13 protein-coding genes are annotated in these 14,646 nt (G+C 70.0%); 4 read left to right on the forward strand and 9 right to left on the reverse strand.

Annotated elements, in window-relative coordinates:
* Window positions 1-72: 72 nt before the first annotated feature.
* Entirely contained in the window at window positions 73-1,029 is a 957-nt protein-coding gene (gene dapD, locus B2K11_RS17210) for a 2,3,4,5-tetrahydropyridine-2,6-dicarboxylate N-succinyltransferase (RefSeq protein WP_163620121.1), read from the forward strand.
* 53 nt (window positions 1,030-1,082) lie between these two features.
* On the opposite strand, the gene B2K11_RS17215 is transcribed toward dapD, so the two are convergent.
* A complete protein-coding gene (locus B2K11_RS17215; RefSeq protein ID WP_163620123.1) occupies window positions 1,083-1,652 on the reverse strand; it encodes a TetR/AcrR family transcriptional regulator in 570 nt (189 codons plus the stop codon).
* A 185-nt stretch (window positions 1,653-1,837) separates the two neighbouring features.
* Between B2K11_RS17215 and B2K11_RS17220 the strand changes: the two genes are divergently transcribed.
* A complete protein-coding gene (locus B2K11_RS17220) occupies window positions 1,838-3,283 on the forward strand; it encodes an MFS transporter (protein ID WP_163620125.1) in 1,446 nt (481 codons plus the stop codon).
* 104 nt (window positions 3,284-3,387) lie between these two features.
* Here B2K11_RS17220 and B2K11_RS17225 read toward each other — a convergent pair whose 3' ends face one another.
* From B2K11_RS17225 to B2K11_RS17250, 6 genes are all read right to left on the reverse strand, one after another.
* Window positions 3,388-4,686, reverse strand: coding sequence for a citrate synthase (locus B2K11_RS17225; RefSeq protein WP_163620127.1), 1,299 nt, complete (start codon window positions 4,684-4,686; stop codon window positions 3,388-3,390).
* 187 nt (window positions 4,687-4,873) lie between these two features.
* On the reverse strand, window positions 4,874-5,995 hold the full coding sequence (gene dapC, locus B2K11_RS17230) for a succinyldiaminopimelate transaminase (protein WP_163620129.1): 1,122 nt from the start codon (window positions 5,993-5,995) through the stop codon (window positions 4,874-4,876).
* A 1-nt stretch (window position 5,996) separates the two neighbouring features.
* Window positions 5,997-6,317: a ferredoxin gene (gene fdxA, locus B2K11_RS17235; RefSeq protein WP_018170155.1), complete on the reverse strand. Its 321-nt coding sequence runs from the start codon at window positions 6,315-6,317 to the stop codon at window positions 5,997-5,999.
* 48 nt (window positions 6,318-6,365) lie between these two features.
* Window positions 6,366-6,731: a DUF6113 family protein gene (locus B2K11_RS17240; protein WP_163620131.1), complete on the reverse strand. Its 366-nt coding sequence runs from the start codon at window positions 6,729-6,731 to the stop codon at window positions 6,366-6,368.
* Window positions 6,732-6,799: 68 nt separating this feature from the next.
* Window positions 6,800-7,114 (reverse strand): AzlD domain-containing protein, encoded by a 315-nt coding sequence (locus B2K11_RS17245; RefSeq protein WP_163620133.1) that lies wholly within the window; start codon window positions 7,112-7,114, stop codon window positions 6,800-6,802.
* A complete protein-coding gene (locus B2K11_RS17250; protein ID WP_163620135.1) occupies window positions 7,111-7,872 on the reverse strand; it encodes an AzlC family ABC transporter permease in 762 nt (253 codons plus the stop codon). Before B2K11_RS17250 ends, B2K11_RS17245 begins: the two co-directional genes overlap by 4 nt.
* A 168-nt stretch (window positions 7,873-8,040) precedes the next feature.
* On the opposite strand from B2K11_RS17250, the gene B2K11_RS17255 reads away from it, so the two are divergent.
* Complete coding sequence (locus tag B2K11_RS17255; protein WP_163620137.1) at window positions 8,041-10,125, forward strand: hypothetical protein; 2,085 nt, start codon at window positions 8,041-8,043, stop codon at window positions 10,123-10,125.
* A gap of 81 nt (window positions 10,126-10,206) precedes the next feature.
* Here the strand turns inward: B2K11_RS17255 and typA are convergent, their stop codons facing one another.
* Both typA and B2K11_RS17265 read right to left on the reverse strand, forming a co-directional pair.
* Window positions 10,207-12,117: a translational GTPase TypA gene (gene typA / locus B2K11_RS17260; protein ID WP_163620139.1), complete on the reverse strand. Its 1,911-nt coding sequence runs from the start codon at window positions 12,115-12,117 to the stop codon at window positions 10,207-10,209.
* A 90-nt stretch (window positions 12,118-12,207) separates the two neighbouring features.
* Entirely contained in the window at window positions 12,208-14,001 is a 1,794-nt protein-coding gene (locus B2K11_RS17265) for an ABC transporter ATP-binding protein (protein ID WP_163620141.1), read from the reverse strand.
* A 31-nt stretch (window positions 14,002-14,032) separates the two neighbouring features.
* Between B2K11_RS17265 and B2K11_RS17270 the strand changes: the two genes are divergently transcribed.
* Complete coding sequence (locus tag B2K11_RS17270) at window positions 14,033-14,641, forward strand: PH domain-containing protein (protein ID WP_163620143.1); 609 nt, start codon at window positions 14,033-14,035, stop codon at window positions 14,639-14,641.
* The last annotated feature ends 5 nt before the right edge of the window (window positions 14,642-14,646 follow it).

The raw sequence follows: 14,646 nt of genomic DNA on the forward strand, positions 1-14,646 counted from the left end.
GGGCGTGTCGCACCCCCACGCCCCCGGAAACACGCGGAAGACGGTCCCGGCCGACCGCGCTAGCGTGGAAGCATGAGCGAAGAACGATGGGTGTGGGGCGTGGGCCTCGCGACGACCGCCGAAGACGGAACCGTGCTCGACACGTGGTTTCCCTCCCCCGCCGCGGGACGGATCCCGCTCGGGTTCGACCCGCAGCTGGCGCCCGATCAGCTCGACCACCTCGCGGTGGCCGACCCCCGTCGCGCCGTCACCGTGGACGTGGTGGCGGTAGAGGCCGACCTCGACGCCCCGCCCTCCTCCACGCCGGATGCGTATCTGCGCCTTCACGCGCTCTCGCACCTGCTGGTGCGTCCCAACGACGTGAATCTCGACGGCGTCTTCGCGCACCTGCCGAATGTCGCCTGGACCACCGCAGGTCCGATTCATCCCGACACGCTGACCCGGCTCCGCCCGTATCTCGCGCGCGACGGGATCCAGGTGCAGGGCCTCGACAAGTTCCCGCGCCTGCTCGACTACGTCACGCCCCCGGGGGTGCGGATCGCCGACGCCTCGCGCGTGCGCCTGGGCGCGTACCTCTCTCCGGGCACGACGGTCATGCACGAAGGCTTCGTCAACTTCAACGCCGGCACGCTCGGCCAGAGCATGGTCGAGGGCCGCATCTCGCAGGGCGTCGTCGTCGGCGACGGCAGCGACATCGGCGGCGGCGCGTCGATCATGGGCACCCTGTCCGGCGGAGGATCGCACAAGGTGTCGGTCGGCGCGCGCACGCTGCTCGGCGCGAACGCCGGCATCGGGATCTCACTCGGCGACGACTGCGTGGTCGAGGCGGGCCTCTACGTCACCGCCGGCACCAAGGTCGTGCTCCCCGACGAGCCGCGTCGCGCGGACGGCTCTCCCACGACGGTCAAGGGTGCCGAGCTGTCGGGCCGGGCCGGATTGCTGTTCCGGCGCAACTCGCTGACGGGTGCCGTCGAGGCGGTCCGGCGTGCGGGCGTCGGAGTCACACTCAACGAGGCGCTGCACGCCTGACATCGGCCGGCGGGCCGCATCGCCGACGCCGGGCATGCGGCCGGCCGTACCTATCAGCGGCGGATCGCGTTGATCGCCAGGTTGAGCACCCGCTGCCGCTGAGCCTCGTCGTCGAACGATGCGACGGCAGCGACTCCTGACACGAGCTTCACCACGTCGCCGATGGAGATGTCGGGATCGACGTCGCCGGCAGCCTGCGCGCGCTTGAGCAGCGGCTCACCAGCCGACAGCATGATCGTCCGGCACTCGGCGAGCACCGGAGACCGGCGGTTCAGTCCGTCCAGCAGCGCGTGCTTCGTGCCGACATATGTCACGAACCGATCGAGCCAGGCGCGCAGCGCGTCCCAGGGCTCGAGGTCGGCGACCTCATCGGCGGCGCGAGCGAGGGCGTCGACTTCGCCGAGGTAGAGCGTCTCGATCAGATCGTCGCGGGTCGGGAAGTTTCGGTAGAGGGTGCCGATGCCGACACCGGCGCGGCGGGCGATGTCTTCGAGAGAAGCGCCGGAGCCCTCCTCGGCGAACGCCTCGCGCCCGGCGGCGACCAGAGCGTCGAAGTTGCGCGCGGCGTCGGCGCGCTGGGGACGGCGCGCATCCAACGCGGATACCCGCTCGACGACCGACATTCCGACGACCTCCCGTGGTGATGATGGCTGGCGCCCGCCGAGACGGGTGCAATCCGAATGCGAAGTTGTGATTGCGAAACGGAGGCATCCTCCGCTAATCTGAAAGCGGAGGCTTCCTCCGTTCGGAGACCTACCTCCACTTTACTCCGCATTCATCGGATCCGCACCCATCGGAAGGCCCGTCGATGCCCACCATCCCCTTCACCCCTCGCGCAGCGTTCGCGGCGATCGCCCTCAGCGTCGCCTCGCTCGCGCTGCTGCAGAACCTCGTCATCCCCGTCATCCCCTTGATAGCCGCCGACTTCGACGTGACGGCGGATGCGGCATCCTGGACCAACACGTCGTGGCTCATCGCCGCCGCGGTGGCCACTCCCCTCCTCGGCCGGATCGGCGACCTGCGCGGCCGCCGCAACACCTTCCTCGCCGTCCTCGGCGTCGTCGCAATCGGCGACATCGTGGCGTCGTTCGCGCCGAACCTGCAGATCCTGATCCTCGCCCGCGTGCTGCAGGGGATCGGCGGTGCGCTGTTCCCGCTCGCCTTCGGCCTGCTGCGCGATGTGATGCCCCGCCACCAGCTCACCGGCGCCATCGGCGCTACGAGCGCGATCATCGGCATCGGCGGTGCGGCGGGCAGCGTGCTCGCCGGCCCCCTCGCCGAACTGCTGGGGTGGCAGGGCATCTTCGCCGTGCCGTTCGTCGCCGCCGTGGCCGGCATCGCACTGACCGCGATGCTCGTTCCGCCGGCAGGGCTTCGCGCCACCGGAAGCGTCAATGTCGTCTCGGCAGTCCTGCTCTCGGGGTGGCTCATCGCCCTGCTGGTCCCGCTCAGCTCGGGTGCCCGCTGGGGCTGGGCCTCACCGCTCACGCTGGGCATGTTCGCGGCGGCAGCGGCGCTGGTCATCGCCTGGGTCGTCGCGGAGCTGCGCTCCGACAACCCCCTCGTGGACCTGCGCCTGATGGCGACTCGCGCCATCTGGCCGGTCAACGCAGCCGCACTCCTCATCGGTGCTGCCGCCTTCGGGTTCTGGGGCTACCTTCCCCAGTTCCTCGAGACGCCCGCCGACTCGGGGTGGGGTCTCGGGCTCGGCGTGCAGGCCGCGGGACTCGCAATGCTCCCGCTCCTCATCGGCATGTCGAGCGTCGGCTTCGCCACGGGTGCGATCGCACGCGTCATCCCGCTCCGGCTCATGATGGCGCTCGGCGCGCTGCTCATGGCGGGCGGCGTGGTGTTCGCCGTCTTCGACCACGAGACGGTCCTGACCCTCGCCATCGCGGGCGGCGTCTTCGGACTCGGCATCGGGCTCGCGTACGCCTCCACCGCGAGCATCATCGTCGAGAGCGTTCCGGCGGACCGCACCGGCATCGCGACGGGCGTCAACGCCAACCTGCGCACGATCGGATCGGCGATCGGCTCGGCCTTCACGACCGCGATCGTGTTCGGCTCGGTCGCTCCGGGAAGCTCCCCCGCCGTCGACGGGTACGCCGTCGCGTGGCTGACGCTCGCCGCCGGCGCCGTGGTCGCTGCGGTCATCGTGCTGGTCGTCCGGCCGCGTCGATCGACGGATGCCGCGACCACACCCTCCGACGAGGAGCGTGCGGACGAGCCCGCGACACTTGCCGAGGTCGCCTGATCGCCGTGTGACCCGAACGACGGATGCCGCGGCCCCGAGGGGCGCGGCATCCGTCATCTCTGTCGTCGATCACACGCGCGACGCGCTCATCGACCCAGACGGGGTCAGGAGAGACCGGGGTAGTTCCGCTCCTCGGCGCCGATGTACAGCTGCTGCGGGCGGCCGATCTTGGTCTGCGGGTCGCCCGCAGCCTCGCGCCACTGCGCCAGCCAGCCGGGCAGGCGGCCGATCGCGAAGAGCACGGTGAACATCCGCGTCGGGAAGCCCATCGCCTTGTAGATCACGCCGGTGTAGAAGTCGACGTTCGGGTACAGGCGCCGATCCTGGAAGTACGCGTCGTTGAGCGCGATCTCCTCGAGCTCCTTCGCGAGATCGAGCAGGGGGTCGCTGACGCCGAGCGCGGTCAGCACCTCGTCGGCCGATTCCTTCACCAGCTTGGCGCGCGGGTCGTAGTTCTTGTAGACGCGATGCCCGAAGCCCATGAGCTTCACGCCGTCTTCCTTGTTCTTCACGCGCTCGACGAAGCGCTGCACGCTCTCACCCGAGTCGCGGATGCGCGCCAGCATGTCGAGCACGGCTTCGTTCGCGCCGCCGTGGAGCGGTCCGTAGAGCGCGTTGATGCCGGCCGAGATGGACGAGAACTGGTTGGCGCCAGTGGATCCCACCAGTCGCACGGTCGAGGTGGAGGCGTTCTGCTCGTGATCCTCGTGCAGGATCAGCAGGCGCTCCAGCGCGCGTGACATCACCGGGTCGACCTGGTACACCTCGGACAGCACGCCGAAGTTCAGCTTGAGGAAGTTGTCGACGAAGCCGAGCGAGTTGTCGGGGTACAGGAACGCCTGGCCGATGCTCTTCTTGTGCGCGTAGGCCGCGATGACCGGCAGCTTCGCCAGCATGCGGATCGTGTTCAGTTCGACGTGCTCGGGATTGTTGGGGTCGGACTGGTGCTCGTAGTACGTCGACAGCGCCGAGACGGCCGAGGAGAGCACCGACATCGGGTGCGCGGTGTGCGGCAGCGCCGAGAAGAACCGCTTGAGGTCTTCGTGCAGGAGCGTGTGGCGACGGATCTTCTCGTCGAACTCCCCCAGCTGGTCGGCCGTGGGCAGCTCGCCGTAGATGAGCAGCCACGCGACCTCGAGATACGTGCTGTTCTTCGCCAGCTGCTCGATCGGATAGCCGCGGTAGCGCAGCACGCCCTGGTCACCGTCGATGTAGGTGATCGCGGACTTGGTCGCCGCGGTGTTCACGAAGCCGTAGTCGAGAGCCGTGTAGCCGGTCTGGCGGGTGAGGGTGGAGAGGTCCACGCTCGGCGAGCCGTCGGTGCCCCGCAGCAGCGGGAACTCGGCGGACGTATCACCGATCGTGAGGGTGGCCTTCTCCTGGTGGGTGCCCGCGTCGCTCACGGCGCCTCCTCGCGATTTCTGGTCGTACCGGGGGTGTCGTCCGGTCCTGAGCGTCACCGTGGGGCGGTCTGCGTCAGAACGGAGGGGCGGGACGGGCATGCCGCGTCGCCGCGTTCCTACAGCCTAGTGCGCCGCCGCGCCTACTGTTGACACGGCCAAAGGGACCCGGCATCCGATGGAGGAATCCTCAGCGAGGGACAACGGATGCCGCCCGCAGGCGTTCTGCGGCCGCAGCGATGCGGTCGTCGGTCGCGGTGATCGACAGCCGGACGTGCTGCGGGAAGTGCACGCCGTAGAAGTGACCGGGGCCGGCGAGGATGCCGAGGTCGGCCAGCCGGCCGAGGCTCTCCCACGCGTCGCGGCCCTCCGTCGCCCACAGGTACAGCCCGGCCTCGCTCGCGTCGATGCGGAAGCCCGCCGCTTCGACCGCGGGCCGCAGCGCCTCGCGCCGGCGACGGTAGAGCTCCTTCTGCGCGGCGACATGCGCGTCGTCCTCGAGGGCGGCCACCATCGCCGCCTGCACCGGCAGCGGCAGCATCAGGCCGAGATGCTTGCGCGCCGTGAGCAGGCGGGCCACCACGGCCCGATCACCGGCGAGGAATGCGGCGCGGTAGCCGGCGAGATTCGACTGCTTGCTCAGCGAGTACACCGACAGGATGCCGCGCAGGTCGCCGTCCGTCACCCGGGGATCCAGCACCGAGGGCACCGGGTCCCGGTCCCAGGGTGCGTCCCACCCGAGTTCGGCGTAGCACTCGTCGGACGCGAGCACCGCGCCGAGCTCCCTGGCCCGGTCGACCGCGGCACGCAGCGCGCCCACGTCGAGCACGCGTCCGTCGGGATTGCCGGGCGAGTTCACCCACGCCAGGCTGGTGCCCACCGGCCATTCCGCCGGGTCGTCGGACGCGACCGGCGTGGCGCCGACGAGTCGCGCACCGACCTCGTACGTGGGGTAGGCCGCGCGGGGATGGACGACGATGTCGCCCGGTCCGAGGCCCAGCAGCAGCGGGAGCAGGGCGACGAGCTCCTTCGAGCCGACGGTGGGGAGCACGTCGTCGGACGTCAGCCCTGGCACCCCGCGGCGCCGGTCGAACCAGGCTGCGATCGCACTGCGCAGCGACGGCGTGCCGACGGTCTGCGGATAGGCGTGGGCGTCGGTCGCCGCGCGCAGCGCGTCGGCGACGACCTCAGGCGTCGGGTCGACCGGGGAGCCGATGGACAGGTCCACGATGCCGTCGGGGTGCGAGCGGGCGCGTGCCGCGTAGGGTGCGACGGCGTCCCAGGGGTAGTCCGCGAGGTCGGCGACCCCCACGTCAGTGTTCCTGGGGCGGGAGCGCCTCGATGATCGGGTGGTCCTTGTGGATGACACCCACCTTGGCCGCGCCGCCCGGGGAGCCGATGTCGTCGAAGAACTCGACGTTGGCCTTGTAGTAGTCCTGCCACTCGTCGGGCAGGTCGTCTTCGTAGTAGATCGCCTCGACCGGGCAGACCGGTTCGCAGGCGCCGCAGTCGACGCATTCGTCGGGGTGGATGTACAGCGATCGGTCGCCCTCGTAGATGCAGTCCACGGGACACTCATCGATGCAGGCGCGGTCCTTGACGTCCACACAGGGAAGGGCGATCACGTACGTCACGCGATCAGTCTACCGGCGCACCGTCGTCGCTCGTCGCTCGTCGTCCGCTCAGTCGGCGGCGAGCGTCCGATCCGGCCAGGCGACGGCGAGTGCCACGAGAATCGGCACGGCGAAGGTCCAGAACACCGCCAGACCGGTCTGCGGTACGACCACCGAGCCGCCGGGGCCGCTCCCCGAGAACACCAGCGTCGAGATCATCATGCCGCCGCCGGTCGCGAGGGTCGCCCACCGGTCTGAGGTGAGGAGACGGACCGCCAGCAGCAGCGCTCCCGATCCGATCACCGCGAGGACGAGGCCGAGCGGGAACCAGCCGAGCTCGTATGAGTGCGCGACGGTGCCGGCGACGCCGTACACCAGCCCGACGAGCAGCGCGACGATCCAGCTGCCGATGCGGGCGGGGACGGAGGAACGCATGACTCGATGCTACCGACCAGGTCGGCGTGCCCGGACGGCATGCCCGGCGGCGCCCGGGCTCGTGTGGCTTACGCGGCCCAGCCCCAGAGCCGCAGCAGCGCCGCCACGAGCGCCGCAGCCATCACCACGACCAGGAACGGCGCGCGCAGGAGCAGCAGGCCGGCCGCCACGAGCACCGCCGGGACGCGGGCGTCGACCACCACGGCCTGACCGGCGCCCAGGGTCTGCACCGCGACCAGAGCGGCGAGCAGCGCCACCGTCAGCAGATCGGCGATCCGCAGCGGCGTCGGCGCCTCGACCCAGCGGGCGGGGATGAGGTAGCCGACGGTCTTGAGAGCCGCGCACACGATCGAGGCCACGAGCACAGCAGTCCACATGGTCACGGCAGACCCTCCCGCTCCGCCACGTCGTCGGGCTCGGCATCCACTCCGTCGTCCTTGCCGAGCCAGTTCGTCCAGCCGACGAGGATCGCGACGGCCGCCGCGACGATCACCGGGATCCCGGGCATCAGCACCGGCGTCAGCACCGTCGCCACCACGGCCGCCGCGATGCCCACCACGATGGGCTGGCGCGACCGCAGCCGCGGCCACAGCAGAGCGAGGAACGCGGCCGCCGCGGCGGCGTCCAGCCCGTACGCCCGCGGGTCGCCCAGCACGTCGCCGAGCAGCGCGCCCGCGAGGGTCGACAGGTTCCAGCCGATGTAGATGCCGATGCCCGTGACCCAGAATCCGAGCGTGCGCGCCCGCGACGTGCGCTGCGCGAGCGAGACGGCGGTCGACTCGTCGATCGTGAACTGCGCGGCGGCGGTGCGGCGCCAGAAACCCGCGCCGATCACGGGCGACATGCGGATGCCGTACGCGACGTTGCGGATCCCGAGGAGCGCCGCCGAGGCGATCGCCGCCGGCGCCGCGGCCAGTCCCCCGGCGCCGACGATCCCGACGAACGCGAACTGCGAACCCCCGGTGAACATCACGAGGCTCAGAACGCACGTCTGCCAGACGTCGAGGCCGGACGCGACGGCGAGCGCCCCGAACGAGATGCCGTAAGCGCTGGTCGCGATGGCGACCCCGAGGCCCTCTCGCACCGCCCGTCTGGCTTCGCCGGCGCCGTGCGCGTCGTCGAAACGAGGATCGAGAGTCACGTCGCCATGCTAGCGACGAGTCCGGACGAAGATCGGATGCGCACAGGTCGAGGATTGCGCTTTCCGGCCCACGCGAGCATGCTGGGGACACACGCAGAAAACGCTTCCTCGCTTGTGGGTGCCACCACCCGTTCTCATCACGGATTCTGCCGCGGACGAAGGAGTCCCATGAGAACGACGCTGCCCACGCCCACCGACACGCCCGCGCGGCGCATCCGCACACCTCGGCGATCGCTGGCCGCCGGCATCGGCGTGGCGACCGCGCTGGCCCTGGCCGCAGCGCCCGTGGTGGCGCTGCCTGCAGCCGCATCGGCAGCCGACCCCGCGCCCGCCCCCGCCGTGGATCTCGGGCACGAGGTGATCGCGCCGGGCGACGGGTGGGCTTCGTGGTCGGGGCCAACCTATCCGGAGCGCGTCCAGCGCCTCGCCGAGCCCGTCACCGGCGGCACAGCCGCCGGTCCGGCCGAGGTGTACGTCGTCGACGACTGGCAGGAGCTGCGCGACGCCCTCGCGGGAGTACCCGGCGGCTCGCAGAACGATGCGCGCTACAACCAGGTGCCGAGGATCGTTTATGTGACGGGCACGCTCGATCCCTGGCTGCGCGCCGACGGCACTCGTGTCACCTGCGACGACATCGCCTCCCAGGTGACGGTCGCGGGCTCCGGCGCGCAATTCGACATGGACGACTACATCGCGGCGTTCGGCCCGGGCGTCGACCCGTCCGGCCCGCTCGAGCAGGCCCGTGTCGAGGCCGCCGCGCTGCAGGCCCGGCTCACGCTGCAGCACATCGGCTCGAACGTGACCCTCGTCGGCGTCGGCGACGACGCGCGCGTGGTCGGGGCATCCCTGCGCATCCGCGATGCCCGCAACGTGATCGTCCGCAACCTGACGCTGTCGGACGCCTACGACTGCTTCCCGCAATGGGATGCCGGCGACTCCGGCGGCAACTGGAACTCGGCGTACGACAACCTCTCGGTGTGGACGTCCACGAGCGTCTGGGTCGATCACAACACGTTCGACGACGGCGACCACCCCGCGTCGAGCCTCGACACGGTGTACGGCCGGCCGTTCGAGGTGCACGACGGTCTGCTCGACGTGACGCACGGGTCGGACCTCGTCACGATGTCGTGGAACTGGTTCCAGCATCACGACAAGACCGACATCATCGGCTCGTCCGACTCGCGCACGCAGGACCGCGGCCAGCACCGCGTCACGCAGCACCACAACCGCTGGACCGACATCGGTCAGCGCGCTCCGCGCGTGCGGTTCGGCGATGTGCACGTCTACAACAACCTCTACGAGCAGACGGATGTCACCACCGCCGCCTCGTCGCCGGATCACGCGTTCTTCCAGTACTTCTGGGGCGCGGGCAGAGAGAGCAGCATCGTCGCCGAGTCCAACGCGGTCGAGCTCGTCGATCCGTCGAGCGTCTCGCGCATCATCGCCGGATGGGGCGGAACGGAGCTCCGCGCGAGCGACACGCTCGTGAACGGCGAGCCGACCGACGTGCTGGCGGCGTACAACGCGACGGCCGCGACCCCGCTCTCCCCCGACGTCCGGTGGGACCCCGCCGACGCCTACCCCTACGCACTCGACGCCGTCGCCGACGTGGCAGCGATCGTCCGCGCGGGCGCGGGTGCCGGCATCCTGTCGTCCGGATCGCCTGTCGCAACCGCCGCACCCGCAGCCTTCGCCGTCTCGGACGACAACGGCCGCGACACCGGGCTGCGCGACGGCGACTACCGGATACTGGCCGACCTCTGGTGGGGGCAGAACGCGACCGTCGTGAAGCTGTACGAGAACGGCGCACTCGTCGACGCGCAGTGGATCGACGGCGCCTCACCCGCCGCGCAGCACGCCGCGTTCGACATCGCGGGGCGCGTCGACGGCACCTACGAGTACACGGTCGTCGCACTCAATCCCCACGGCGAGGCCTCGTCGCGGACGCATACCGTGACGGTGACGGATGCCGCTCCCGGCCGAGCGGTGCTCACCGCCTCGGGCGCACGCACGGGCGTCGTGTCGATCACAGCCGATCTGTGGTGGGGCACCAACGCGACCGAGTACGTGCTGTTCCAGGACGGCGTGGAGATCGACCGGCAGCCGCTCGTCGCGGCGACGCCGGGCGCCCAGCACGCGGTCACCACCGTCGGCGAGCTGCCCTCCGGCACGTACGAGTTCACCGCGGTCCTGTCCAACGCCGCCGGAGCCACCGCCGCGAAGCCGGTGACGGTGACCGTCCGGGCGCGCTGAGAATCGCGAAAGGGTACATCTCCGCCACACACGTGGGGAGATGTACCCTTTCGGCGTTCCTGGACGGACGCGGGGCGCGCGTCAGGCGTTGGCGTCCTGGCGCTTCAGGCGCGCCGTCGCACGGGCGCGCTCGGTCGCGTCGAGATTCACCTTGCGGATGCGCACCATCTCGGGCGTGACCTCGACGCATTCGTCGTCGCGCGCGAACTCGAGGCTCTCTTCGAGCGACAGCTGACGCGGCGGCGTCATCGACTCGAACGAGTCCGAGGTCGAGGAGCGCATGTTGGTGAGCTTCTTCTCCTTGGTGATGTTGACGTCCATGTCGTCGGCGCGCGAGTTCTCGCCGATGACCATGCCCTCGTAGACCTCCTGCGTGGGCTGGACGAAGAACGACATGCGCTCCTGCAGCGCGATGATCGCGAACGGGGTGACGACACCCGAGCGGTCGGCGACGATCGAGCCGTTCTGGCGCGTGACGATGTGGCCCGCCCACGGCTCGTAGCCGTGCGAGATCGCATTAGCGATGCCCGTGCCGCGCGTCGTGGTGAGGAACTCGGTGCGGAAGCCGATGAGACCGCGCGACGGCACGATGAACTCCATGCGAACCCAGCCGGTGCCGTGGTTCGTCATGTTGTCCATGCGGCCCTTGCGCGCGGCGAGCAGCTGCGTGATCGCGCCGAGGTACTCCTCGGGGGCATCGATCGTCAGGTGCTCGAACGGCTCGTACGTCTTGCCGTCGATCTTCTTCGTGACCACCTGCGGCTTGCCGACGGTCAGCTCGAAGCCCTCGCGGCGCATGTTCTCGACGAGGATCGCCAGCGCCAGCTCACCGCGGCCCTGCACCTCCCACGCGTCGGGGCGGCCGATGTCGAGCACCTTCAGCGACACATTGCCGATGAGCTCGCGGTAGAGGCGGTCCTTCACCATGCGAGCCGTCAGCTTGTGGCCCTTGACCTTGCCGACCAGCGGCGAGGTGTTGGTGCCGATCGTCATCGAGATGGCAGGGTCGTCGACCGTGATGGCCGGCAGCGGACGCACGTCGTCGGGGTCGGCGATCGTCTCGCCGATCGTGATGTCTTCGAATCCGGCGATGGCGACGATGTCACCGGGGCCGGCGCTCTCCGCCGGGTAGCGGTCGAGTGCGCGCGTCTTGAGCAGCTCGGTGATGCGGGCGTTGCTGGTGCTGCCGTCCGAGCGCACCCAGGCGACGGTCTGGCCCTTCTTGAGCGTGCCGTTGAAGACGCGCAGGAGCGCCAGGCGACCGAGGAACGGGCTCGAGTCGAGGTTTGTGACCCACGCCTGCAGGGGCGCGTCGTCGTCATAGGACGGGGCCGGGACGTGCTGGAGGATGGCCTCGAACAGCGGCTCGAGGTCGTCGTTGTCGGGCAGCGTGCCGTTGTCGGGGCGGTTGCGCGAGGCGGCGCCGGCGCGGCCCGAGGCGTAGACGACGGGAACGTCCAGCAGCGCGTCGACGTCGAGGTCGGGCACGTCGTCGACGAGGTCCGATGCCAGGCCGAGCAGCAGGTCGTGCGCCTCCTCTTCGACCTCGGGGATGCGCGCGTCGGGGCGGTCGGTCTTGTTGACCAGCAGGATGACGGGCAGCTTCGCCTCGAGCGCCTTGCGCAGCACGAAGCGGGTCTGCGGCAGCGGACCCTCGCTCGCGTCGACCAGCAGCACGACGCCGTCGACCATCGACAGTCCGCGCTCGACCTCGCCGCCGAAGTCGGCGTGACCCGGGGTGTCGATCACGTTGATCGTCACGGGCACTTCGGTGTGGACGCCCTTGTAGGTGATCGCGGTGTTCTTCGCGAGGATCGTGATGCCCTTTTCGCGCTCGAGGTCGTTCGAGTCCATCGCGCGCTCTTCCATGTGCTCGTGAGAGCCGAACGAGCCGGTCTGGCGCAGCATCGCGTCGACGAGGGTGGTCTTGCCGTGGTCGACGTGAGCGACGATAGCCACGTTGCGGAGGTCCGGACGGAGGGCGCGCGCCATGAGGGAATCCTTGAAAGAGAATGGGGATGCCGGAGTGCCGGCATCCCCATTCTATTGGGCGCTCCTGTGTGTCGCCTTTCGGCGCTCTCGTCAGCCCTCCAGGCCCGCGGCCAGGAGCGCCGCACGCGCTTCGCGGCGCACCCGCTGCTCTTCGGGATCCGGCACCGGAACCGCAGCGATGAGGCGCTGCGTGTACGGGTCCTTCGCGCCGCGGAGGATCTCGTCCCGGGTGCCGGCCTCCACCAGCTTCCCGTGGTGCATCACCGCGATGCGATGGGCCAGGATGTCGACCACGGCGAGGTCGTGGCTGATGAAGAGGCAGGCGAACTGCAGCTCCTGCTGCAGCTCCTGGAGCAGGTCGAGGAACCGCGCCTGCACTGACACGTCGAGCGCCGAGGTCGGCTCGTCGGCGACGAGCAGCTCGGGAGCGAGTGCCAGGGCACGGGCGATGCCGACGCGCTGCCGCTGACCGCCGGACAGCTCGTGCGGGAAGCGGTTGCGGTACGACCGAGGCAGCTCGACTTGCGCCAGCAGCTCCTCGACGCGCTTGTCGAGCGCCTTCCCCTTGGCGAGGCCGGCCAGCAGGATCGGCTCGCCGATCGACTGGCCGATGGGCATGCGCGGGTTGAGCGAGGACGCCGGGTCCTGGAAGACGATGCCGGTGCGGCGGCGGATCGCGAACAGATCCTTCTGCGAAGCGTCGGAGATGTCTGCGCCGACCGTGGTGAGCTTGCCCTCCGCGATCGGCAGCAGGCCGATCGCCGCGCGCCCGAGCGTGGTCTTGCCCGAACCCGACTCGCCGACGAGACCGACGATCTCCCCCGGGTAGATCGCCAGGTCGATGTGCTCGGCCGCGCGGAACGCGGGGATGCGGCCGCGCTTGGGATAGTCGATCGCGACGTCCTCGAACGCGAGCACCGGCGTGCGCGTCTCGATGATCTCCGCAGCCTCGCTGGCCCGCTCACGGATCAACGAGACGGACGTGAGGGCCTCCGCTGCGACCACGACCTCGGGGATGGCGGGCGACGTCTCGAGCACGCCGAGACCGAGGTGCGGGACCGATGCCAGCAGCTGCTGGGTGTATTCGTGCTTCGGCGCGTGGAAGATCTGATCCACCGTGCCGGACTCGACGACGACGCCCTCCTTCATCACCATGATGCGGTCCGCGAGGTCGGCCACCACGCCCATGTCGTGCGTGATGAGGATGATCGCCGAGTCCAGTCGCTTGTGGAGGTTGCGCAGCAGATCCAGGACCTCTGCCTGCACCGTCACGTCGAGCGCCGTGGTGGGCTCGTCGGCGATGAGCAGGAGCGGGTCGCCCGAGATGGACTGCGCGATCATCGCGCGCTGCCGCTGACCGCCGGACAGCTGGTGCGGGTACTTGTTGAAGGACTGCACCGGGTTCGGCATCTCGACCATGCTCAGCAGCTCGATCGCTTGCGCCTTGGCCTCGGAGGGGGTCATCGAGCGATCGTGGGAGCGGAGCGCCTCCATGATCTGGAACCCGATCGTGTAGACCGGGTTCAGCGCCGTCATCGGCTCCTGGAAGATGACCGCGATCTCTCTTCCGCGCAGCGAGCGGAGCGTCGCGTCATCCACCCCGCGCAGTTCGCGGCCGAGCAGCTTGATCGATCCGGTGACGCGCGAGTTCTCGGGAAGGAGGCCGAGCAGCGACATCGAGCTCGTGCTCTTGCCGGAGCCCGACTCACCGACGATGGCGAGGACCTCGCCGCGGCGCACCTCGTAGTTCATGTCGATCGCGGCCGGGTAGAACTGGCCCTCGACCCAGAACTCGACGCCGAGGTTGTTGACCTCGAGGATCGTCTCCGGAACGGCGTCCCGCGACGCCGCGATACCGGCGTCCGTGCCCGTCGTGTCAGTCATTCGTGATGTCCCATCTGCAAAGCTTGAGGTCATGTCGTTCCAGGAGGTCGTCTACCGGCCCGTCTTCAGCCGTGTCCTCGCTGTCGTGACCATCGTCATGTGCGGCCTCGGAATCGCCGCGCTGTTCTGGTCGGATCCCGCCTCGGCGGTGCGGTACATGTGGCCGCTCGTCTTCGTGGCCGCCCTGGCGTGGGCGCTGTTCTGGCGCCCGGGTCTGCGGGTCGAGGAGCACGGGATCACGGTCGAGAACGTGCTGCGCACGCATTTCGTGCCGTGGCCCTCGATCGAGTCGATCGACACGCGCTTCTCGCTCACCCTCCACACCGCTGCGGGGCGGATCGGAGTGTGGGCGGCGCCGGCGCCTGGCCGTCACCGCACATTGGGCCTCGCGCCCGGCGATTTCGAAGGAATCGGCGAAACCGCCCGCGGCGGCGCCGGCGAGCTGCGGCCCGCCGATGCCGTCACGACGATGAGCGGCAACCTCGCCCAGCTGATCCGTGGCCGCTGGGAGCAGCTGCGCGGCGCGGGAGCCTTCGCCAGCGGCGTCGACCCCGAGGCGTCGACCACGACGTGGCACTGGGCGACCATCGTCCTGATCGCGGCGCTGGGCGTAGCCGCCGCGATCAGTCTGCTGGTCTGACAGCA

It is taken from the genome of Microbacterium sp. B35-30, from assembly GCF_010634855.1.
In the GTDB taxonomy this organism is placed as follows: Bacteria; Actinomycetota; Actinomycetes; order Actinomycetales; family Microbacteriaceae; genus Microbacterium.